This window comes from Nocardioides sp. Root682 (genome assembly GCF_001427795.1).
Lineage (GTDB): Bacteria > Actinomycetota > Actinomycetes > Propionibacteriales > Nocardioidaceae > Nocardioides.
In genome coordinates, this window is the sequence record NZ_LMHJ01000002.1 from 574,186 (window position 1) to 596,538 (window position 22,353).

The following is a 22,353-nucleotide window of genomic DNA, read 5'->3' on the forward strand; positions in this document are numbered from 1 at the left end:
CCTCGGGGGCGTCGTCCCTCGAACTCCACTTTGCGCTTGTTCCGGTACGCCCAGGGGTCACTGGCCGCACTGGCTGATGATCCAGGTCGTGACCGTCTGGCTGTCCGCGGCCAGCTCGGGTGCCAGGGCGGCCAGCGCGGCACTGTTGGCCTCGCTGGGCTCCGCCAGGAGCTCGCGGGCCGAGCGGAAGCCCTCACCAAGGTCGGTGAGGGCCGTGTCCACGTCGTCGGGCGCGTCCTTCTTGAGTGCGTCCAGCTCGGCGACCAGGTCGTTGACGGCCGCGGCGTCCCCGGAGGAGTCCTTGCCGTCGTACAGCGTCGTCTGGATGTCGGTGATCCGCTGAGCCGTGTCGTCGAACCGGTCGCACGACACCGTGATGTCGCTCTGCGGCGCCGACGGATCGGGCTTCGGGTCCTCGGGGTCGCTGCTGCACCCGCCCACCGTGACCGCCAGCGCGGCCAGGAGGGCGAACGTGTGGGTCAGACGAGCCACTGGCACTCCGGGTAGGCGGTGATGCCGTTGCCGTACGGGGAGAGGAAGTAGGCGATGATGTCCAGCCCGAAGTCGGGCAGCGAGAACCCGAGCAGGTTGATGTCGGGCGTGATCAGCCAGGCCGGCGTGTGCGCCCCGTCGTTCGTCGGCTGGCCGAGGGTGAAGGTGTTGCCCGAGGTCGTGTAGCCGGGCGCCGGCCGTACGTCGAACGAGACGCCGCAGTCCGCGATCCCGAAGTGGATGATCGGAAGGTGGAAGGCACGTTCGTACACGTTCTCGTTGATGTGCCAGCGAGGCGCGACGTTGCCGAACGGGATGGTCGCGTGCGGGATGTTGACGATCGGGATCGTGTCGGAGCCCAGCGGGTCCGGCCAGTCGATGAAGACCGAGAACTTCTCCTCCAGGTCGATCGTCAGGTCGCTGTCCTGACCGAACGTGAACGTCCCGAAGGTGCCGTCGAGGCCGGTGGTGAAGCCCAGCCGCAGGTTCACGTCGGAGAAGTCGGTCAGACCGAGCGTGACCCGGTGGATCTTCAGGTCGGCGCTCAGGCTGCCGGTGTTCTGGAAGATCCCCCCGTCCCAGGCGAGCGAGATCGTCTTCTGCACCCGTCCCGCGGCCTCGAGGGCGAAGGCCTCGGTGGCCGGGCTCGAGGTGAGGTGCAGCCGGGAGCCGATGAGGTCCGCAGTGACGACCTTGCCGAGGTTCGTCACCGTCAGCGCGACGGCTGCCGTTGCGTCCACCGGGTCCGAGATCGCCGCGGAGGCGAACGCGTCGATGTCGAGGCCGGCGGACTCGGTGGTCATGGTGAACACGGGCGCGTCGACGTCGGTGCCGCCGCCTGACGACGAGTCCTTCCCGATCGTGATGTCCACCGTCTTCGGTACGTCGTGCAGGTGCACCGACGCGGCGAAGTCGATGTCGCCGACGTGCTTGTACGCGGCGGTGATGTCATCGATGCCCTGGCTCATGGTCACGCCGACCGTCTTGGTGTCGGTCCCGAACGACGCGTCGACGCTGATGCTCTTCGGGATGGCGCTGATCGTCAGCTGTGCCTCGTCGGTGTCGTCGTACGTCGCGTTGGCGTTGAGTGCTCCGAGTGGCTGGCTGGCCACGTAGTCCAGGCCGATCGTGTGGCTGCCGTCGGGCAGGGTCGCGGTCGTGATCGGCCCGAAGGTGAAGTCGACGGGCACAGCCGTCGGCACGCCCTGCTGCAGCTGCAGGCTGATCGGCTTCGGCGCGAGCTTCTTGAGCACCGCGTCGACCACGAGGGTGTCGATCGTGGGGTGGTAGCCGGTCACGGTGTAGATGCCGTTGGTCGCGTCGAGGTCGAGGCCCGTGGGCAGCCCGGTCAGGTAGACCTTCGCCCGGATGGCCCTGTCGGACCCGCTCGCGCCGTCGCGTACGGCGATGCCGTGCACCTGCGGAGGAACAGGTGTCGCCGCCAGCGCAGGGGCCTTGCCCGCCGCCACCGAGATGGTGGCGTCGGGGTTCGAGTCACCGCTGTAGGTGATCCGGCCGCCCTCGCTGCGCAGCGTCACGGTGGAGGGCAGGTTGCTCAGGCTCCCGGAGGCCTCGAGGTCGCCGGCCGCCGTGTGCACCTCGCCTGCGAACCCGAACTCGCCGTGGTCGCCCATGTCCAGGCCGGCCTCGAACCCGCCGCCGTTGCCGGCATCCGGCACCTTGGCGAAGGCGGCACGCCGCAGGTTGCTGATCCGCAGGCTCGCGTCGAGATCGCCCGACGCCTCGTCGTAGTAGGCGCTGAGGTGGTCACCGGGGAGGGTCTGGTAGTCGCCGTGGTTGGTGACGTTCGCGCTGATCGAACCGATGCCGGCAGCGGGCGCCTCGAAGAGGACGTCGCCGTCCGCCCAGCCGGCGTTCCACTTCGCAGGGATCGACTCGATCGTCAGGCCTGCGTCGAAGTCCCGGTCGGTGCCAAGGGTGTCCGCCGTCAGGTGGGCCGCGGCACTGACACTGGTGGTCGCCGCGGAGGCGTCCCAGTCGAGCAGGGAGTTCTTCCCGTCGAAGAGCACGGTTGCCTGCGCGGGAATGTCGCGCACCTCGGCCGTGACGGCGTCGCCGTTCATTCGCTCGACGCCGGCATAGACCTTGTCGATGGTGTCGCTGGCGTCGTAGCCGATCAGGTTCCCGTCGAGGTCGACCTTCATCCGCTTCGGGACGCCGTGCACCTGGTAGACCGCGTGGTCGACCTTCGACGGCTGCGTGACGTCGGGCGTGGTGGTGTCGGTCGCCTGCACGAAGCCGATCTCGTCGTTGGCGACGTACTCGATGCTCTGGTGCGTTCCCACGCGGGTCAGGTCGACCTGCACCGTGGTCGGCAGCTTGTCGACCGTCGCCGTGAAGCGGCGGTTGCTGTCCGTGGTGCCGGACGTGACCGCCTGGTCGATGGCGGCGTCCACCTTGGTCGGGAGCGGCGTGGACACGGTGATCGTGTCCTTGCTGTGGGTGTTGGTGTGCGTCAACCGGGCGCCGACGTCGAACGTCGCCGGGAACGGGCTGAGCTGGACCGATCCGGTCAGCGGGTCCTGTTCGGTCACCGGTACGCCGTTGCTGCCGCCCGTCAGGCTCTTGACCCCGAACGTGACCGCCTGGGTCGCGCCCGGTTGGTTGGTGGCGACGCTCGCGGCGACCTGCACGTCGCCGGTGAGGGCGCCGACGACGTTCTTGAGGGTCAGCTTGACGGCGTTGTTCCAGCCCAACGTCGAGGCGCGACCGTCGATGCCGACGGTGACCCGCTTCTTCACCACCGGGGTGTCGTACACCGCGAAGACGTGGGCGGGCAGGTTGCCCGTGGTGCCGATCCGCGACACCGCGAAGCGGGCGCCGACATCGATGAGGTTGGTCGTCGGAACGAGCTGGGCCAGGACGTCGGGCAGGTGGTCACCGGTGACGTCGGCCGGCACCGGGATGCCGACCGGGACCGACACGCTGCAGGAGAGCTCCATCGTCGCCGACTCGGCACAGATCCTGTAGAAGAGCGGCGCCAGCAGGTTGAGTACCGGAAGGGTGAAGAGCTTGCCCTGGACCTTGCTGACCTCCTGGAGAAGGGAATCCAGGGCAGAGAGCACGAGCGGTACGGCGGGGAGCGCCGTCAGCTGTTCGCGGAAGGTCGGGGGCGCCCCCGCGGTGATGTTGGTGGAGGTCCTCGCGGTCGGCGCGGCGACGGAGGTGCGTGGCTGCTTCGCCGATGTCAGGCTCGGTGCCTCGGCGAGCTCTTCGCTCATCGCGTCGAGGTGCTCGCCGGTGAGGTCCTGCTCGACCGGCGGTGTGTCCGCAGGCGGAGGCGGCGCGGGCTCGTTGAGCTCCTCGCGCATCTCCTCGGTGCTCTCCTTCCCGAAGATCACCAGGGCGACGCCGGCCAGGTAGGTCTCGCGCTCCTGGGCAGTGGGACTCGTGTGCGTGGTGGCGAGCAGGTCCTCGAGGAGGCAGGCGCTCAGCCACAGCTGGGTCGGCTCGGGGAGCCCGTGGAAGCCCTCGGCCAGGATGTCGCTCGGGACCTGCTTGAGGGCGACGTACGCCTTGCGCCAGGTGTTGTCGGCGAACCGCTCGGACCAGAGGTCGACGAACGCGTCGCGGTTGTCCTGCGTGGCTCCCTCGGTCGCCGGCGGGCTGGCGCACCGGACCGTCGAGGACGCACCCGGTGTCGACGGGTCGGCCATCGCGATGGTGGGGCCGACCAGGACCGACACCATCGCGGTCACCGAGAGAGCAGCAAAAAGGGTCCGAGTACGCACGGAAGTCACCTGCCGATTGGGGGGGATGGGAGCACAAGCAGGAGTGCGGTGCTCACTATCTTCCCGTCGGGGGACCGGCGCCAGCGAAGTCCGGAAGTCTTTACCTTTCTCTGCCCGGAAGGTCATCGGGACTGCCCGGACGTCCTCCGGGAGCCGTCAACGCCCCTTGAACTCGGGCTTCCGCTTCGCCAGGAACGCCCGCGGGCCCTCCTTGGCGTCGTCGGAGGAGAACACCGGGGCGCCGACCTTCGCGTCGTCGGCCCAGCAGTCGTCCTCGTGCTTGCCCTCCGAGTCACGCATCGTCTTGAGGATGGCCTGGACGGCGATCGGCCCGTTCGCAGCGACCAGGTCGGCGAGCTCGTGCGCCTTGGCCAGTGCCTGTCCGTCCGGGACGACGTGGCCGATCAGTCCGAGCTCCTTCGCCTCGGGCGCGAGCAGCGTGCGGCCGGTCAGCAGGAGCTCGGCGGCGACGGTGTAGGGGATCTGGCGGGGGAGTCGGACCGCGGAGCCACCCATCGGGTAGAGGCTCCAGCGCGCCTCGGCGATGCCGAACTTCGCCGATTCGCCGGCGACCCGGATGTCGGTGCCCTGCAGGATCTCGGTGCCTCCGGCGATCGCCGGACCCTCGACCGCCGCGATCAGCGGCTTGGTGAGCCGGAAGCCCTTGAGCAGGCCCTTGATCACGGTCGGGTCGTACGCGCCGGACTCGAACGCCTCCGACGGCGGCTTCTCGTCGGCGGCCTGGAGGTCCATCCCTGCGCAGAAGTAGCCACCGGCTCCGGTGAGGATGCAGACCCGGATCTCGGGGTCGGAGTTCACCCGGTCCCAGGCCGCTTCCATGATCCGGAGCATCGGACCGGAGAGCGCGTTGCGCCGCTCGGGGCGGTTCATCGTGACGATCAGTTTGTGGCCGTCCTGCTCGACCAGGCAGTCGGGTCCACGGTCGTCGGCAGCGTCATCAGTGCGGGACATGTGAACCACGCTAGCGAAAAAGTGAAACGTGTTCTAGTCTCGGATCGTGGCCTTGAACATTGCCGATCTCTTCGAACACGCCGTCGACGTCGTCCCCCAGAAGCCCGCCGTACAGGTGGGCGATCGCGTCATTTCCTTCGCCGAGCTGGAAGCCGAGTCCAACAGGCTCGCGCACTACCTGCAGGCCCAGGGCATCGGCACGGGCGACCATGTCGGTCTCTACGCCAAGAACAGCATCGAGCACGTGATCGCCCTGATCGCGATCCTCAAGGTGCGTGCCGTCGCGATCAACGTGAATTTCCGGTACGTCGCCGGCGAGCTCGAGTACCTCTTCGACAACGCCGACCTCGTGGGCCTGGTCCACGACCGGGTGTACGCACCGCTGGTCGCCGAGGTGGCGCCGAAGTTCGACAGGCTCCAGACCATCGTGGTCGTCCCGAACCCGCTCGAGCCCGACGACGCGAGCGACGTGTCGTCGTACGGCGGCGTCCTGCTCGAGGACGCCGTCGCCGGTCAGTCCGACGTCCGCGACTTCGGGGAGCGCAGCCCCGACGACATCCACATCATCTACACCGGCGGCACCACCGGGTTCCCCAAGGGCGTCATGTGGCGCCACGAGGACTTCTGGCGCGTGCTCGGCGGCGGCATCGACTTCATGACCGCCGAACCGCTGGAGGAGTACGACCAGTCGAAGAAGGCACTGGAGGCCGGACTCGTCACGCTGCCCCTGAGCCCGCTCATGCACGGCGGCGCCCAGGCGTCGCTGCTGATGCACCTGTTCGCCGGCCAGGTCACGATCCTCGAGCCGAAGTTCGACCCGGTGCGCACGTGGGAGCTGGTCGACAAGCACGGCGTGCAGATGATGTTCATGACCGGCGACGCCATGGCCGTCCCCCTGATCGACGCCTACGAAGCAGGCGGCTACTCCGGCCAGACCCTCTTCGCCATCGCCTCCAGCGCCGCGATCTTCTCCAAGTCGGTGAAGGAACGGTGGATGAAGCACTTCCCGAATGCCGTCTTCACCGACTCCATCGGTTCGTCGGAGACCGGCTTCCAGGGCACCGGCCTGCAGGACGCCAGCGCGTTGTCCACCGACGGTCCGGTCGTGTCGATCCCTGCCACGACGGTGATCCTCGGCGACGACAACCAGATCCTCGACCCGGTCAAGGACGTCGGCAAGGTCGGCCGCACCGCACGCTCCGGCAACGTGCCCGTCGGCTACTACAAGGACCCCGAGAAGTCGGCGCGGACCTTCATCGAGATCGACGGCGTGCGCTACTCCATCCCCGGCGACAACGCGCGGATCGAGGAGGGCAACCGGATCACGCTCCTGGGCCGCGGCTCCAACTGCATCAACACCGGCGGCGAGAAGGTCTACCCCGAAGAGGTCGAGCAGGCCATCAAGGCACACCCCGGTGTGTACGACGTCCTCGTGGTCGGCCTGCCCGACGAGAAGTACGGGCAGACCGTGGCTGCGGTCGTCGAGCCCCGTGCCGGAGCGACGGTCGAGCTCGAGGAGCTGCGCACCTTCCTCCGGACCCACCTGTCCGGCTACAAGCTGCCGCGCGTGCTCACGATCGTCCCGGAGGTCCCGCGCAACGCCACCGGCAAGGCGCAGTACCCCCGTGCCAAGGAACTGGCCCTCGAGAGCCACACGACTGCAGGAGCGAACGCCTGATGAAGACTGCCCTTTGCGACGCCTTCGGCATCGAGTACCCGATCTTCGCCTTCACCCCCTCCGAGCACGTGGCGGCCGCGGTCTCCCGCGCCGGCGGTCTCGGTGTCCTGGGCTGCGTGCGGTTCAACGACACCGAGGAGCTCGAGCGGGTCCTCACCTGGATGGACGAGAACACCGACGGCAAGCCGTACGGCGTCGACGTGGTGATGCCGATGAAGATCCCCACCGAGGGCACGTCGGCCGACCTGTCGTCGTACATCCCGGACGAGCACAAGAAGTTCGTCGACGAGACGCTGCTCAAGCTGGGCGTCCCGCCGCTGCCCGAGGGCGAGGGGCGCGAGGGCGTCCTCGGCTGGTTGCACTCGATGGCACGCTCGCACGTCGACGTCGCGCTGCAGCACCGGCCGGTGCTGATCGCCAACGCACTCGGTTCGCCGCCCGTCGACGTGATCGAGCAGTGCCACGCCGCAGGTCTCAAGGTCGCGGCCCTGGCCGGTGCCCCCAAGCACGCGCTCAGCCACGTCACCAACGGTGTCGACATCATCATCGCCCAGGGCTACGAAGCCGGTGGGCACACCGGCGAGATCGCCAGCATGGTGCTGACGCCCGACATCGTCGACGCAGTCGGTCCTGACGTCCCGGTGCTCGGCGCCGGTGGCATCGGCTCTGGTCGCCAGATCGCGGCGTCGCTCGCGCTCGGCGCCCAGGGTGTGTGGACCGGCTCGATCTGGCTCGGCACCGAGGAGTACCGCAGCCTGTCGGGCAACAAGGGCTGGGAGACCGCGTTCCTGCGCGCCACCTCGTCCGACACCGTGCGGACCCGGATCTACACCGGCAAGCCGGCTCGTCTGCTCAAGACGAAGTGGACCGAGTCGTGGAACGAGGAAGGTGCTCCGGCACCGCTCCCGATGCCGCTGCAGAACCTGTTGGTCGCCGACGCGCACAACCGGATCAACGCCTCCGGCGACCCCGACGTGATCTCGATGCCGATCGGCCAGATCGTCGGCCGGATGAACGAGGTCCGGCCCGTGGCCGAGGTCGTCGCCGACCTGGTCGCGGAGTTCGAGTCGACCGTCAAGAAGCTGGACGGCATCGCCGGAATCTGAGGAGGGCAACAGACATGGGAGCTCTCCATCGCAGGATCGCGGTCGCTGTCGCCGTCGCCGGTGTGGTGATCGGCGGAAGCCTCGCCGCAGCCGGTGACGACGTCGTGCCGCAGGCCGTGCCCGAAGCCGACTGCGGCCCGGGATCGCGACCCGAGACCACCGACCTGCAGGGCCGGGTCCCCCAGGCGGACTACGACTCCGGACGGGTCCTGGCCGGCTACACCTGCAACACCGAGGCGGCGGGCAGGCACGGCACGACGGGTGGCTTCAAGGCCCTTCGCTACACCGACGCCCAGGGCCACACCTGTGCCTTCTACGACTCCACCCGGATCCTCGGGATGGACGTGGTCGGCAACCTGCTCAACGGCACCGGCCTCGGCGTCGTGGTGCTCGACATGACGAATCCGGCGCTGCCGCGCAAGACCGCCAACCTGATCACCCCGGCCATGCTGAGCCCGCACGAGTCGTTGCTGGTCAACGAGGAGCGAGGTCTGCTCGTGGGCGTGATGGGCACGCTCGCCACCGCGCCCGGGATCCTCGACGTGTACGACGTCCGCAGCGACTGCCGCAAGCCGAAGCTCCTCTCGACCACCCTCTCGGGCGTGCTCGGGCACGAGAGCGGATTCGCCCCGGACGGACAGACCTTCTGGACTGCCGGCGCCGCGGGGTTCACCATGACCGCCGTCGACCTCACGGATCCGCGCCGGCCGCGCGTGCTGCACGTCGAGACGGGCGTCGTCGCACACGGTCTCCGGTTCTCCGACGACGGCAACACGATGTACGTCGCGAACATGGGCACCCCGTCGTCCCACTCGATCCTCGACGAGCCGAGCCTCCATATCTACGACGTGTCGCAGGTCCAGGCCCGGGTCACCAAACCCCGGATCAGCCTCCTGTCGGAGATCGACTGGCCGGGAATCTCGATCCCCCAGGTCGCGGAGCCCTTCCACCGCGACGGCCGCGACTACGTGCTCGAGGTCGACGAGTTCACCGACTGGTTCGGCGACGGCTGGACGGTCGACTTCAAGAACAGCCCGGTCGGCGGCGCGCGGATCATCGATGTCACGGATCCGAACAGCCCCTCGCTGGTCTCGGACATCCGGCTCGAGGTGCACCAGGCCGTGAACCGGACGCCGGAGCTGCTCAAGGATCCCGGCAACGCGTTGCCGATCGGCGGCTACTCGGCGCACTACTGCTCGGTGCCCCGCCGGGACGCGCCGAACCTGGCGGCCTGCTCGATGGTCGGATCCGGGCTGCGGATCTTCGACATCAGTGACGTGGAGAACCCGCGCGAGGTGGCGTACTTCAACAAGCCGGCGAAGGGTGGCGCGAGTGCCCTCTCCCAACCTGCGTGGGATCCCGCCGGAGGCAGCATCTGGTACACCGACGGCACCAGCGGTTTCCACGTCGTGCGACTGACCAATGGCGTCGAGGACCTGCTCGACTGAGGTCGTCGAGGTGGCCCGTTAGGGCAGTTCCCTCGCCAGGTACTTCCTCATCGTCGGCAACAGGCCGACGATGGGGGAATGCGCGACCGGCTGCACGGTGAGCCCCGCCGTGCGCGCGGCGGGGTGAGTGACGAGCGGGCATCGGCGCACGTCCGCGCCGCCCCGGGTGTCGCCGTCGTACCGAATCGCTCTCCGGGCACCTGGCCGGCCGACGCCCACCACGTCACCGCCCTGCAGCGCTGGGCCGGCAACCAGGCCACGGTGCAGCGCTTCGGGGAGACCGTCCGCGCGATGATCCTCGGCACCTTCGGCGCGGTGCGGATCGATGCGCTGGACAAGGCGGGCCACAAGCGCGCCGCCGCGGCTCTCAAGAAGATGCTCGACTACGCCGTCCTGCACGGCTCCGCCGGACCCCACGGTGACGACTCGGGCTTCCACGTCCGACTGCTCGCGGCGGTCAACGACCTCGCGGGCGAGATCGCCGCAGTGAAGACCTTCGACAAGCTGCCCGCCCGGCTCCAGGCGATCGTGTTCTCGGCCGAGAAGCTGAACATGGACAAGGTTGCCGGGACGCCGAGCGCCCAGAACAAGCTGTGGATGACGACCCGGCCCGGAAGCGAGGGCGCGTCCAACCCCGGTGTCGCCGGGAGCACGGGCCGGTTCGGTGCCGAGTCGTGGAAGTGCAACAAGCTCGTCGCCGATGCGTACCTCGCCAGGTCGGGCGCGGCGATCGGGAAGTCGAAGTACCCGTTCTACGGCGACGACAAGGCCTGGTCGTACAAGGCGAACGACCTGGCGGCCGACGTCGACAAGGGCAAGGCACGCCTTGAGCCGGGCAAGGACCTCAAGCACTTCCCGTACTCTCAGCTCATCCATCTCGCTGCTGACGGCAAGTCCGTCGCCGAGATCTTCGAGTTCGACGGCCGGGGCAAGGTGATCGCGAAGTACCTCCTGGCCGGTGGCGTGTTCGAGAAACACGTCAAGAACGCGAAGGGGGCGTGGGAGAAGACGAAGGAGACGAAGAACCCCGAGGAGCTGGAGCCCGGTGTCTTCGCCCAGACCGGTGACCTCGTCTCGTTCCACAACAAGGAGAAGGGCGAGTCAGGCCACACCGGCCTGAACGTCGGCCACGACCTCTTCATCAGTGCGATGAACGCGACCGAGGGTGTCGGGATCCTCTCGATCTCGCTGCACATGGATGCGAGCAAGTGGGACCACTACGACTACGTCGGGTTCCGGTCCTTCAAGAAGTAGCGAGCAGTGGGAATGCCCTGGCGGCAGCCCGGTGCAGCTCTGCCTCGATCGGTGCTCGCAGAGCGGGTGGGCACCAGGCGCCGAGGGAACCGACGCCGAGATAGCGGGTCAGCAGTCCATCGACGTCCACCGGCGCGACCTCGCGCTCGAACATCTCCATCGCCGTGCCCCGCAGGCCGCGGCGGCGACACAGCTCGAAGGCCAGCCTGGTCTCGTCGATCCCGCCGACGCACTCGAACGGCGTGTGGTCGGCCAGCCCGAGCAGCTGCCGGAACCACACCTGGTTGTCGGGGTGGTCGAGCAGGTTGCCGTGACCTCGGAAGGTCCGCTGGACGATGTCGGGGTCGAGGTACGCGCTGTAGCCGAGCCACACGTAGGCACACTTCGCGCACCGGCCGCACCACGGCTTGTCGACGTTGCACGAATGCGTGAACGCGATGGCGCCGGGTTCGGCCGCGAGCATGGTGAAGATCAACGGGTCGTGCACCGCCTTCAACGGGCTGAAGTAGTGACAGTCGGCGACCAGGTGGGTGCGCAGGTAGCCGGCGAGGACCTCCTCGCACTCGGCTGACTTGCCCCACTGGTGGTTGACCTCGTCACCTGCCGGGGACCGCACCGTGTTGCCCGAGTCCGCACTGCGCTCGTGCCCGAGACACAGTCCGCGGTAGCCATGGGCGAGCACCAGGGGTACGGCGGCGAACACCGACGCTGGTGTCTCTGCCGCGGTGAGGGGCAGCAGATCGTGGTGCGGCATGAGTCGCGCGACGGGACTGTCGACCAGGTCGTCGTACGACCAGATCCGGCGGCGCCCTCCTGCTGGCATCGCGAGCGCGTCGAGGAGGGTGCTGCAGAGGGCGTGCTGCTTCTCTGCGCATCCATACGTCGAGCTCGAGTACACCAGGGTGTCGCACGGGATCCCGGATCGCTGGAGCAGCCGCAGCGAGACGACGCTGTCCTTGCCACCCCCGAAGAACGCCAGGACCTTCGGCAGGTCCGGGTCGCCGTGGGCCGTGGTCGACACCGGGCTCGGCACGGCTTCGGCAGGGGACCGCAACAGGTCTGGCCCCTCGTAGTCCGGCAGGTCGTGCTCGAAGCGCCACTGCGCCCACACACCGTGGACGACCCCTCGCCAGAGGGCCCAGAACTCGGGGGTGCAGTGGCGTTGGTAGGGGCCGGGGTCGAAGGTCGCGGGTTGCAGGCTGACCAGCGTGTTGGCGGTGAAGGCCGCGAGGTGGAAGTAGACCCGGTCCAGGACGTCGGTGCCGTACCTTCGCTCGAGGTCGACCAGGTCGACGTCCTCGTACCAGTACGACGCCGTGAACCGCAGGTCGTCGAGGCCGAACTGCAGGGACAGCTGATGCTCGGAGCGCGTGTGCGCTCCGAGCCACAAGGTGCCGGCTCCCGAGCGCCGTGATTGGTCCGGCAATGCGGCCTCCGGTGTCGTGCGGCAGCCTGGTTCCATCGAAGTCCCGGCCCCGGCAACGGGCAAGGCCGATGGGGCAGAGTCGGGGGCAGTGCTCCGCCGTCCCGCCCGGTCGAGGCGCCCTACGATGTGTCCATGACGCGCAACGTCCTGATCGCCGGCGCCGGCCCGGGTGTGAGTGGTTCGCTGGCCAGGCTCTATGCCGCCGAGGGCTTCGGTGTCGGGCTGCTGGGAGCAGAGGCGGGGGTCCTGGCGACGCTGGGAGCCGAGGTCGAGGCAGCCGGGGGCACTGCCGGTACGGCGGTCGTGGACCTGACCGACGATGCCGCCACCCGTGCCGTGGTGACCCGGATGGGCACCCACGTCGGCCACTACGACGTCGTGCACTTCAACCCGAGTGCGTATCGGGAGAAGGACCCGCTCGCACTCAGCCCGGACGAGCTGCTCGCCGATGTCCGGCTCGGTGTCGGCGCCCTGTTGACGCTCGTCCAGGCCGCGCGACCGTTCATGGGCCCCGGTGGCCGGATCTCCGTCACCGGCAGCATGGCCGCCGACTCGCCGTGGTTCGGCGCAGCCTCGCTCGGCGTCCAGAAGGCCGGTGTGCAGAACCTGGTGCGCAGCATCGACGCGACCGTGAAGGGCGACGGCATCCGTGCGGTCTCTGTCACCGTCCGCGGCATGCTGGCCAAGGAGGGCGCGTTCACCCCCGACAACGTGGCTCGCGCGCTCCGTGCTGCCGTGGAGCAGGACGAGTCCGCCTGGCAGACCGAGATTCCGTACACGGGCTAGGGGAGCCGAGACGGTCGACACGTCCGCGGGGCCGTGCGAGGGTGTGCGAATGCGCCATCGTTCCTCGGGGATCCGACGGGTTCTCCTCTCCCTGCTGGCAGCCGCGCTGGTCGTGACCGGCGCCGTGGCGACGGCTGGTTCGTCCCAGGCGGACCTCTCCCTGAGCGGTGTTCCCGAGGCCACGTGTTCCGACGGAGATCTGCCCGAGTCGTCGGTGCAGGGACGGGTGCCGACGGCCGACTACGGGTCCGGGCGGGCCGCGCAGGGCTACCGGTGCAACACGGTGCAGGTCGGCCACCACGGCAAGCGTTCGGTGCTCGGCTCGGGCGGCTACAAGGTCCAGCGCTACACCGATGTGACCGGACGAACCTGTGCGTACTACGACTCGGCGTTGATGGTCGGACTCAACCTGACGAGCCTCCTCACCGGTGGAGCCGGTCTCGGGGTCGTCGTGCTCGACATGACGAATCCGGCGAAGCCGGTGAAGACGGCAAACCTGATCACGCCCGCCATGCTCCAGCCGCACGAGTCGCTGCTCGTCAACGAGGAGCGCGGACTGCTGGCCGCTGTGATGGGCACGCTGGCAACCGCCCCGGGCATCCTCGACGTGTACGACGTGAGCCAGGACTGCCGCAGGCCGCGGCTGATGTCGACGACCCTGTCAGGCGTGATGGGGCACGAGAGCGGCTTCGCACCTGACGGGCAGACGTTCTGGACCGCCGGTGCGGCGGGCTTCACGCTGACAGCGGTCGACCTGGCCGACCCGCGGCGGCCACGGGTGCTGCACACGAAGACGGGTGTCGTCTATCACGGCCTGCGTCTGTCCGACGACGGCCGCACGATGTACGCCGCCAACATCGGCAGCCCCGGTCTCCTCAGCGGGAGCGTCCTCGACGGCGCCGGTCTCGACATCCTCGACGTCTCCGACATCCAGGACCGTCGGGCCGGTCCCCGGATCCGTACCCTGTCCAGGCTGACGTGGGAGGAGTCCTCCATCCCGCAGGTCGCCGAGCCGTTCACCCGTGGCTCGCGCAGGTACGTCTTCGAGGTCGACGAGTTCAGCGACCTCTTCGGTGACGTCACGCACTTCAACTCCCCGAGGAGCCCGGTCGGGGCCGCGCGGATCATCGACGTCACCGACCCGCGCGTGCCCGTCGTCGTGTCCAACGTCCGGCTCGACGTCCACGACCCGCTCGTGCGGGACGAGGTGATGGGCGACCGAGGGGCGAGGATGATCGTTCGGAGCTACACGGGTCACTACTGCTCGCTCCCGACCCGTGATGACCCGCAGATCGCGGCCTGCTCGATGGTCGGTTCGGGGCTGCGCCTGTTCGACATCTCCGACGTCGAGCGCCCCCGCGAGGTGGGCTACTTCAACCAGCCCGGTCCGGACGGTGCCGCCGCGATGTCGCAACCCGCCTGGGACGTGGAGCGCGGCGAGGTCTGGTACTCCGACATGGACGAGGGCTTCTTCGCGGTGGGCCTGCGGGGCACGGCAGCGGCACTGTTGCCGTAGCGACGTGACAGGACCTGTCGCGCAGTGCGACCGCTAGCGTGGCGACATGCGCCTGAAGCCCGGACGTCCCGACATTGCTGCGTACGCCGATCGTTTCGACGTACCGCTCGCGGAGGGCACCTTCGGAGTGACCTTCCTCGGCGTCGCCAGCCTGTTGCTGGACGACGGCACCTCGGCGGTGATGACCGACGGGTTCTTCTCGCGACCGCCGCTGCTCAGGTCGGCCTTCGGCAGGATCGCACCCGACGAGGCGCGGATCGATGCCTGCCTGGCCAGGGCGGGTGTCGAGCAGCTCGCGGCCGTCCTGCCGGTGCACACGCACTACGACCACGGCATGGACTCGGCAGTCGTGGCCGCGAGGACGGGCGCCGTGCTGGTGGGCGGCGAGTCCGCCGCCAACATCGGCCGCGGACACGGTCTCTCGGAGGATCTGATCCGGGTGGCCACGCCCGGAGAGCCGATGACGTACGGCGCCTTCACCCTGACCCTGGTCGAGTCCCACCACTGTCCGCCGGACCGTTCACCGGGCGTGATCACCGAGCCGTTGGTGCCGCCGGTGAAGATGGGCGCCTACAAGTGCGGTGAGGCATGGTCGATCCTCGTGGAGCACACCAGCGGTCGCACGGCCCTGCTGCAGGGCAGCGCCGGGTACGTCGCCGGGTCGCTCGCCGGACGCAAGGCGGATGTCGCGTACCTCGGCGTCGGACAGCTCGGCATCCAGAGCGAGCCGTACATCCGCACCTACTGGGCGGAGACGGTCGAGGCCGTCGGGGCGCGACGGGTCGTCCTCACCCATTGGGACGACTTCTTCCGCCCCCTCGACCAGCCGCTGCGTGCGCTGCCGTTCGCGGGCGATGACCTCGACGTCACGATGAGGGTGTTCGACGAGCTCGCCACCGCTCAGGGAGTCGCACTGCACTTCCCCAAGGTGTGGCAGCGCGAGGACCCGTGGCGCGACCTTCCCTGACCGCCAGCCTGACCGTCAGTGGTACGACGTCCCGCGCGCCTCGCGCGTCCAGACAGCTCCGGACGCGGGAAGTGGCTCGGAGCTGAGGACACGCTTCAGCACCTTGTTCGTCGCGGTGCGGGGGAGCGAGTCGACGACGCGCACGAACCGCGGCAGCGCCTTGACCTGCAGGTCGGACTGTTCTGCCAGGAACCGTTCGAGGTCGCTGGCCGACAGCTCGCTGCGCAGGACGAGCGCCGCCGCCACCTGGTCGCCGACCTTCTCGTCGGGCACCGCGTACACGGCCGCCTCGGCGATCGCCGGGTGGCGCAGCAGGATCCGCTCGATCGGGGCCGCAGCGAGGTTCTCGCCGTCGACCCGCAACCAGTCACCGGTCCGCCCGGCGAAGTGCACCCAGCCGTCGGCATCGCGATAGGCGAGGTCGCCGGACCAGTACATGCCGCCGCGCATGCGCTCGGACTCCGCCTCGTCGTCGCGGTAGTACCCGGCGAAGGCGCCGGCGCCCTCGGTGTTGACCAGTTCGCCGATCGCCTCGTCGGGGTTGAGGAGCCGGCCCTGCGGGTCGAAGAGCGCATCGGGGGTCTCCGTTGCGGTCTCCGGTGAGAGCACCTTGATCCCCGGCAGCGGCATGCCGAGGCTGCCAGCCGGCATCCCCGGTCGGCGCTGCACGATCACGGCGTTCTCCGTCGACGAGTACGAGTCGATGACCTCGCAGCCGAAGCGGGCCGCGAAGGCCGCGATGTCGCCCTCGTTGGCCTCGTTGCCGAACACCAGCCGCAGCGGGTTGTCGGCGTCGTCCGGCCGGGACGGGGTGGCGAGCACGTAGGTCAACGGCTTGCCCACGTAGTTCGCGTAGGTGGCTCCTAACCGCCGTACGTCGGGCAGGAAGCCGGTGGCACTGAACCTGCGGGCCAACGCGACCGTGGAGCCGGTGGCCAGCGCTGGCGCCCAGCCGGCCATGATCGCGTTGGAGTGGAACATCGGCATGGCGACGTACGCGACGTCCTGCCGTCCGGCGGCGCTGAGCCCGAAGCGGTCCCCGAGCATCACGCCGGGTCCGGCGATCTTCTGGTGCGTGACCCGGACCGCCTTCGGGTCACCGGACGTGCCTGACGTGAAGATCAGCATCAGCAGGTCGCCCTCCGCGACCTCTCGGCGCGGTACGTCGGCTGCGGTGTGCCCGGCGAGCAGCGTCTGCCACCGTTCGCCGGTCACGTCGATCACCTCGACCGGGAGATCGTTCGGCAGCAGGTCGCGCAGGTGGGGCTCGGTGAGCACCACCTGGACGTCGGTACGAGCGATGTCGGCAGCGAGGGCCGCGCCGCGACGGGTGCTGTTGAGCCCGACGACAACGTGCCCGCCGAGGGCTGCCCCACCCAGGACGAACGTGAACTCCGGGATGTTGTCGAAGAGCACCGCGACGTGCGGCGGGCGGTCCGGGTCGAGCAGCACGTCCAGCGCTGCTGCGCGTGCGGCGCTCTCCCGGACCACGTCCGCCCACGACCACGACCGTTCCTCGAACAGCAGGCCCGGCCGGGTGTCGTCAGCCCGCGCGAGCAACAGGTCGCGCACGGTGCTCACGAAGGCCTCACGAGGCGAAGGCGCGCCCGATCAGCAGCGCCTGCTCGGTCGCTCCGCCGAAGAGGAACTCGAACCGCTTGCCGGTGGTGAAGTAGCGGTGCGCCTCGCCATCCATGTCGATGCCGACCCCTCCGTGCACGTGCACCGTGGTGTGGGCGATCCGGTGACCGGCGTCGGCGGCCCACAGCTTTGCCGTGGCGACCTCGCTGGCTGCAGGCAGGCCCTCCTGGAGGCGCCACACGGCCTGCCACAACGTCAGCCGCTGGCCGAGCACGTCGATGAACCCGTCGGCGAGCCGCTGGGAGACGGCCTGGAAGGTGCCGATGGGGCGGCCGAACTGCTCCCGCGTCTTCGCGTACGACGCCGTCAGCTTCAACGCTCCCTCGGTGACACCGAGCTGCTCGGCGGCCGCGAGGGTGATCAGGAGCTGTCCGAACCGCTCGGCTGCAGCGGCATCGCCCAAGCGGGTCGCCCCGGCGCCGGTGAAGGTCACCAGGGCAGCGACGTCGCCGTCGCTCGTCTTCTGGGCGACCCGCTCGACGCCCGTGGCAGTCGCGTCGACGAGGTACACGCCCGGACCGTCCGGGCCGGTCGCGGTGACCAGGAAGACATCGGCGGCCATGCCGGCACGGACGAGGGTCTTGGTGCCGCTGAGCACACCGGCGGCGTCTGCGGCGACGACTGGTGCTGCGGGCAGGTGGGACCGCTCCTCGGCGACGGCAGCTGCGTACAACCGGCCGTCGACCGCGACGCCCTGCTCGGAGAGGAATGCGGTGCAGGCACCGTGCACGGCCAGCGGGACGGGGGCGACGCGGCGGCCGACCTCGACGAGGACCCGCGCGAGCTCGATGAGTCCGAGCCCGGCACCGCCAGCCGACTCGGGGAGGTGGAGCGACAGCAGGCCGGCGCGGTCCAGGTCGGCCCACAGGTCGCGGTCGAAGCGGTCGCCGCCGGCCTCGACCTGCTTGAGTCGGTCGTTCGTGGTCCTGTCCGTGAGGATCTGCGCCGCGAGCTCGGCGGCCTCGTCCTGCTCGGGGGTGAAGAGGAAGTCCATGTCGTTGCCCTAGCGCTTCGCGGCCGGCAGGCCGAGTCCGATGTAGCCGATGATGTCGCGCTGGATCTCGTTGGTGCCGCCACCGAACGTCATCACCAGCGAGGAGCGGTGGAACCGCTCGAGCCGCCCGGCCAGGGCGGCGCCGGGGGAGTCGCCCGTCACGCCGGCCTGCGGTCCGACGACCTCCATCAGTGCGCGGTAGACCTCGGTCGCGAGCTCGGAGCCGTAGATCTTCGTCGCGGATGCCTCGGCGGGGGAGAGCTGGACTCCGTGGTCAGCGTCGGCGGCGAGCTTCCAGTTGATCAGGGTGAGGGCCTCGATGCGGGCGTGCGCCCGGCCGAGCGCGATCTGGACCCACTCGGTGTCGAAGACGCGGGATCCGTCGGGGTTGCGGGTGGCTCGGGCCCAGTCCAGGACGAGCTGCAGCGAGTGCTGGAGCGGTGCGGCCGAGGTGAGGGCCACCCGCTCGTGGTTGAGCTGGTTGGTCATCAGGGCCCAGCCGCCGCCGCGCTCGCCGACGACGTTCTCTGCGGGAACCCGCACGTCGGAGTAGTACGTGGCGGAGGTGCCGACACCTGCAACGGTGTGGACCGGCGTGTAGGAGACGCCGTCGGCCTGGGCCGGCACGAGGATCATCGACAGGCCCTTGTGGCGCGACGCGTCCGGCTCGGTGCGGCACGCGAGCCAGAGCCAGTCGGCGTACTGGATGAGCGAGGTCCACATCTTCTGGCCGTTGATCACCCACTCGTCACCTTCGAGGGTGGCCTTGGTCTGCAGCGAGGCGAGGTCGGTGCCGGAGCCGGGCTCGGAGTAGCCGATGGAGAAGTGCAGGTCGCCGGCGAGGATCTTCGGGAGGAAGTACTCCTTCTGCTCGTCGCTGCCGAACCGCATGATCGTGGGCCCGACGGTGTTCAGCGTCAGGTAGGGGATCGGTACGCCGGCAATGGCGGCCACGTCGGTGAAGATGAGCTGCTCGACCATGGAGCGGGCCTGGCCGCCGTACTCCTTGGGCCAGCCGATGCCGAGCCAGCCGTCACTGCCGATCTGGCGGATGACGTCGCGGTAGACGCCTGCTTCGCCGAACTCGCCGGTGGCCGAGGCCAGGCCGGCGCGGATCTCGGGGGTGACCAGCTGTGCGAAGTACTCGCGGAGCTCTTCGCGCAGGGCAATCTGCTGCGGCTCCAGATCGATGTGCATGTTGCTAGCCTAACCCGAAAACTGTAACGTGTTCTAGTATGAGCGACACGCGCCTTCTGGATCAGGGAATCGCACCGCTGCGCTTTGCGCGCGGCTGGCACTGCCTCGGCCTCGCAACGGACTTCGGCGACGGGAAGCCGCACGCGATCGAAGGCTTCGGCACCAAGCTCGTCGTCTGGCAGGACAGCCAGGGCGAGCTCAACGTGCTCGACGGCTACTGCCGCCACATGGGCGGCGACCTCACCCAGGGCGAGGTCAAGGGTGACCAGATCGCCTGCCCGTTCCACGACTGGCGCTGGGGCGGCGACGGCAAGTGCAAGCAGATCCCCTACGCCCGCCGGGTGCCGCTCCGCGCGCGCACGCAGCGCTACGAGACGGCCGTGCGCAACGGGCAGCTGCTGATCTGGAACGACCCCGAGGGATCCGCCGCGGACCACGACCTCCTGCCGCCTGAGCTGCCCGACGTGATGACGGAGAAGTACACGCCGTGGTCCTGGCACGTCCGGCAGATCAACGGATCGCACTGCCGCGAGCTCATCGACAACGTCGCGGACATGGCGCACTTCTACTACGTGCACTTCGCGTTCCCCACGAGCTTCCGCAACGTCTTCGACGGCAACACCGCCACCCAGTTCATGGAGTCGAAGGGCCGTCCCGACATGTCGGGCGGGTACGGCGACGAGGACTCGATGCTCAAGTCGGTGGCGACCTACTACGGGCCGTCGTACATGATCAACTGGCTCGAGGTCGACTACAAGGGCTTCGTCACCGAGGTCATCCTGATCAACTGCCACATCCCGACGGGACCGGAGTCCTTCACGCTCCAGTACGGCATCAGCGTCCGCAAGCCCGAGGGCCTCGACGAGAAGACCGTCAACTACATCGCCGAGAAGTACACCGAGTCCTTCGGCGACGGCTTCCTCCAGGACGTCGCCATCTGGGAGAACAAGGTGGCCGTGCAGAACCCGCTGCTGTGCGAGGAGGACGGCCCGGTCTACCAGCTGCGCCGCTGGTACGAGCAGTTCTACGTCGACGTCGCGGACGTGAAGCCCGAGATGGTGGACCGCTTCGAGTTCGAGGTCGACACCACCAAGGCCAACGAGTACTGGCACGCCGAGGTCGCCGAGAACCTGGCGAAGATGGCCGCCGAGACGGCCGAGACACCGGCGGACGCGTAGCCCGCCATGTCCTCCTTCGTCCCGGCACGCGCGGAAACCCTCGAGGACCAGCGGCTCTACACCGAGGCCCGCCTCGTCGACGTCGCCTGCCTCGACTGCCTGGCCACGGTGCGGGTCAAGAAGAACAGCGATCACCAGACCTCGCTGCAATGGAGCACCGAGGCCCGGGCCAATTGTCAAGAGTTCGCGCGACAGGATCCCGGTACCGGCAGGCGGGACGTGCACAAGCCCTGCTCCCGGATGATGGCTAGCATCGATGACGCTGTTCGGGCCGGAGATGTCCCGATCGGTGCGCTCGACGGCTACTGAGCCGGTCGCGTCAACGCAGCGTCAATCGTGAGTCTGTAGGGAGTTTCGTGGACATCGAGTCCTTTGTGCTGGACGTCGTCGGTGTGGTCGAGGAGACCGCCGACGCGAAGTCGATCAGCTTTGCCGTGCCCGCGGGCGCGGAGGAGAAGTTCGTCTACAAGCCGGGCCAGTTCCTCACCGTGGCCGTGCCGAGCGACCAGACCGGCATCGCCGCACGGTGCTACTCGCTGTCCAGCAGCCCGCACGACGGCGGGCCGCTCACCGTGACCGTGAAGCGCACTGCCGGGGGATTCGCCTCCAACTGGATCTGCGACAACCTCTCCGTCGGTGACACGCTGCGCGCGCTGCCGCCGTCCGGCATCTTCACGCCCTCGTCGATCGACAACGACCTGCTGCTGTTCGGCGGCGGCTCGGGCGTCACCCCGATCATGTCGATCACGCGTACGGCGCTCGCCGAGGGCACCGGCAAGATCGTGGTGTTCTACGCCAACCGCGACGAGAAGTCGGTCATCTTCGCCGAGGAGTTCGCCCGCCTCGCTGCTGAGAACCCCGAGCGCCTGCAGGTCATCCACTGGCTCGAGTCCGTCCAGGGCCTGCCGACGCCCGAGCAGATGAAGGCGTTCTGCTCCGGCTACCTCGATCGCGAAGCATTCGTCTGTGGCCCTGCGCCCTTCATGAAGATGGTCACGACCGTCCTCAAGGAGCTCGAGGTCCCGCGCTCCCAGCGTCATCAGGAGAAGTTCGTCTCCCTCGGCGGCAACCCCTTCGGTGACATCGAGGAGATGCGCCAGCAGGCCGCGGCGGAGATCGCCCTGGCTGACGGGAACGACGACGGCGCCGATGACTTCGCCGATGCACCCACGGGTCCCGTGAAGGTCGAGGTCGAGCTGGACGGCGAGGAGTTCACCTTCGACGACTGGAACCCCCGCACCACGCTGCTCGACTTCCTGGAGAGCAAGGGCGTCAAGGCGCCGTACTCCTGTCGCGAGGGGGAGTGCTCGGCCTGCGCGATCCGGTTGCTCGCCGGCGACGTGCGGATGCTCCACAACGACGTGCTCGACAAGGACGACCTCGACGACGGCATCCGTCTCGGATGCCAGTCGGTTCCGGTCACGGACACCGTCAAGGTCACCTACAGCTGAGCCCCGCGTTGATGCAGTGTGATACAGGCTGCGGTGCTAACCTTGTCGGTGTTGAAGGGGAGCGGTAAAACGTCCCTCCCGCAGACCGGCAGCACACACGATGGCGCTGTCGGGTACACGGTTCACTGTTGTAGCTCCATCTGGTCTTCCACGAGGTAGCGGTGCAGTTGGTTTCAGCCCGCGCCGGCACCATGCCGAAGCGGCCTCGTAGGAAAAGACACAAGGAGCAAGAAAATGGCAGTTGGCACCGTGAAGTGGTTCAACGACACCAAGGGCTTCGGCTTCATCGCGCAGGACGGTGGCGACGGCGACGTCTTCGTGCACCACTCCGGCATCTCGGGCAACGGCTTCAAGTCGCTCGCCGAGGAGCAGCGTGTGGAGTTCGACGTCACCCGCGGCCCCAAGGGCCTGCAGGCGGAGAACGTTCGCGCCATCTGATTCATCTCGACAGCCCCGTGGGCCGGTTTCGCACCGGACCGCGGGGCTGTCGGTCAT

At 68.7% G+C, this 22,353-nt stretch carries 18 protein-coding genes; 11 read left to right on the forward strand and 7 right to left on the reverse strand.

The window, feature by feature from the left end; genetic code table 11:
* Positions 1-57 precede the first annotated feature (57 nt).
* From ASD84_RS15030 to ASD84_RS15040, 3 genes are all read right to left on the reverse strand, one after another.
* Positions 58-492, reverse strand: a complete 435-nt coding sequence (locus ASD84_RS15030) for a hypothetical protein (RefSeq protein WP_056711951.1) — start codon at positions 490-492, stop codon at positions 58-60.
* On the reverse strand, positions 480-4,244 hold the full coding sequence (locus ASD84_RS15035) for a hypothetical protein (protein WP_156391962.1): 3,765 nt from the start codon (positions 4,242-4,244) through the stop codon (positions 480-482). The genes ASD84_RS15030 and ASD84_RS15035 overlap by 13 nt, the downstream gene beginning before the upstream one ends.
* A gap of 156 nt (positions 4,245-4,400) precedes the next feature.
* Entirely contained in the window at positions 4,401-5,216 is an 816-nt protein-coding gene (locus ASD84_RS15040; protein WP_056711957.1) for a crotonase/enoyl-CoA hydratase family protein, read from the reverse strand.
* A gap of 46 nt (positions 5,217-5,262) precedes the next feature.
* Between ASD84_RS15040 and ASD84_RS15045 the strand changes: the two genes are divergently transcribed.
* From ASD84_RS15045 to ASD84_RS15060, 4 genes are all read left to right on the forward strand, one after another.
* Complete coding sequence (locus ASD84_RS15045; protein ID WP_056711959.1) at positions 5,263-6,894, forward strand: acyl-CoA synthetase; 1,632 nt, start codon at positions 5,263-5,265, stop codon at positions 6,892-6,894.
* Positions 6,894-8,000, forward strand: coding sequence for an NAD(P)H-dependent flavin oxidoreductase (locus ASD84_RS15050; protein ID WP_056711962.1), 1,107 nt, complete (start codon positions 6,894-6,896; stop codon positions 7,998-8,000). Before ASD84_RS15045 ends, ASD84_RS15050 begins: the two co-directional genes overlap by 1 nt.
* Before the next feature lie 14 nt (positions 8,001-8,014).
* Positions 8,015-9,448 (forward strand): LVIVD repeat-containing protein, encoded by a 1,434-nt coding sequence (locus ASD84_RS15055; protein WP_056711964.1) that lies wholly within the window; start codon positions 8,015-8,017, stop codon positions 9,446-9,448.
* 78 nt (positions 9,449-9,526) lie between these two features.
* Positions 9,527-10,702, forward strand: coding sequence for a hypothetical protein (locus ASD84_RS15060; protein WP_056711968.1), 1,176 nt, complete (start codon positions 9,527-9,529; stop codon positions 10,700-10,702).
* Here the strand turns inward: ASD84_RS15060 and ASD84_RS15065 are convergent.
* Positions 10,692-12,128, reverse strand: coding sequence for a hypothetical protein (locus ASD84_RS15065; RefSeq protein ID WP_156391964.1), 1,437 nt, complete (start codon positions 12,126-12,128; stop codon positions 10,692-10,694). The genes ASD84_RS15060 and ASD84_RS15065 overlap by 11 nt on opposite strands.
* Positions 12,129-12,260: 132 nt before the next feature.
* On the opposite strand from ASD84_RS15065, the gene ASD84_RS15070 reads away from it, so the two are divergent.
* From ASD84_RS15070 to ASD84_RS15080, 3 genes are read left to right on the forward strand one after another with little or no spacing between them, the layout of a single operon-like run.
* A complete protein-coding gene (locus tag ASD84_RS15070) occupies positions 12,261-12,914 on the forward strand; it encodes an SDR family oxidoreductase (protein WP_056711973.1) in 654 nt (217 codons plus the stop codon).
* 49 nt (positions 12,915-12,963) lie between these two features.
* Entirely contained in the window at positions 12,964-14,430 is a 1,467-nt protein-coding gene (locus ASD84_RS15075) for an LVIVD repeat-containing protein (RefSeq protein ID WP_056711976.1), read from the forward strand.
* A gap of 46 nt (positions 14,431-14,476) precedes the next feature.
* Positions 14,477-15,397, forward strand: a complete 921-nt coding sequence (locus ASD84_RS15080; RefSeq protein WP_056711979.1) for an MBL fold metallo-hydrolase — start codon at positions 14,477-14,479, stop codon at positions 15,395-15,397.
* 15 nt (positions 15,398-15,412) lie between these two features.
* Here ASD84_RS15080 and ASD84_RS15085 read toward each other — a convergent pair whose 3' ends face one another.
* The 3 genes from ASD84_RS15085 to ASD84_RS15095 are packed head-to-tail and all read right to left on the reverse strand — an operon-like array spanning position 15,413 to position 19,229.
* Positions 15,413-16,978: a long-chain-fatty-acid--CoA ligase gene (locus tag ASD84_RS15085; protein WP_056711982.1), complete on the reverse strand. Its 1,566-nt coding sequence runs from the start codon at positions 16,976-16,978 to the stop codon at positions 15,413-15,415.
* A 7-nt stretch (positions 16,979-16,985) separates the two neighbouring features.
* The gene (locus ASD84_RS15090; protein ID WP_056711985.1) at positions 16,986-18,032 is read right to left on the reverse strand and encodes an acyl-CoA dehydrogenase family protein; all 1,047 of its coding nucleotides are present in this window, start codon (positions 18,030-18,032) and stop codon (positions 16,986-16,988) included.
* A gap of 9 nt (positions 18,033-18,041) precedes the next feature.
* A complete protein-coding gene (locus tag ASD84_RS15095) occupies positions 18,042-19,229 on the reverse strand; it encodes an acyl-CoA dehydrogenase family protein (RefSeq protein ID WP_056711988.1) in 1,188 nt (395 codons plus the stop codon).
* Positions 19,230-19,267: 38 nt separating this feature from the next.
* Here ASD84_RS15095 and ASD84_RS15100 point away from each other — a divergent pair, with 38 nt between their 5' ends.
* From ASD84_RS15100 to ASD84_RS15115, 4 genes are all read left to right on the forward strand, one after another.
* Entirely contained in the window at positions 19,268-20,407 is a 1,140-nt protein-coding gene (locus tag ASD84_RS15100) for a Rieske 2Fe-2S domain-containing protein (RefSeq protein WP_056711991.1), read from the forward strand.
* A 6-nt stretch (positions 20,408-20,413) separates the two neighbouring features.
* On the forward strand, positions 20,414-20,716 hold the full coding sequence (locus ASD84_RS15105; RefSeq protein ID WP_056711994.1) for a hypothetical protein: 303 nt from the start codon (positions 20,414-20,416) through the stop codon (positions 20,714-20,716).
* 47 nt (positions 20,717-20,763) lie between these two features.
* Entirely contained in the window at positions 20,764-21,858 is a 1,095-nt protein-coding gene (locus ASD84_RS15110) for a ferredoxin--NADP reductase (protein ID WP_156391966.1), read from the forward strand.
* Positions 21,859-22,092: 234 nt separating this feature from the next.
* The gene (locus ASD84_RS15115) at positions 22,093-22,296 is read left to right on the forward strand and encodes a cold-shock protein (protein ID WP_056711996.1); all 204 of its coding nucleotides are present in this window, start codon (positions 22,093-22,095) and stop codon (positions 22,294-22,296) included.
* Positions 22,297-22,353: the final 57 nt, after the last annotated feature.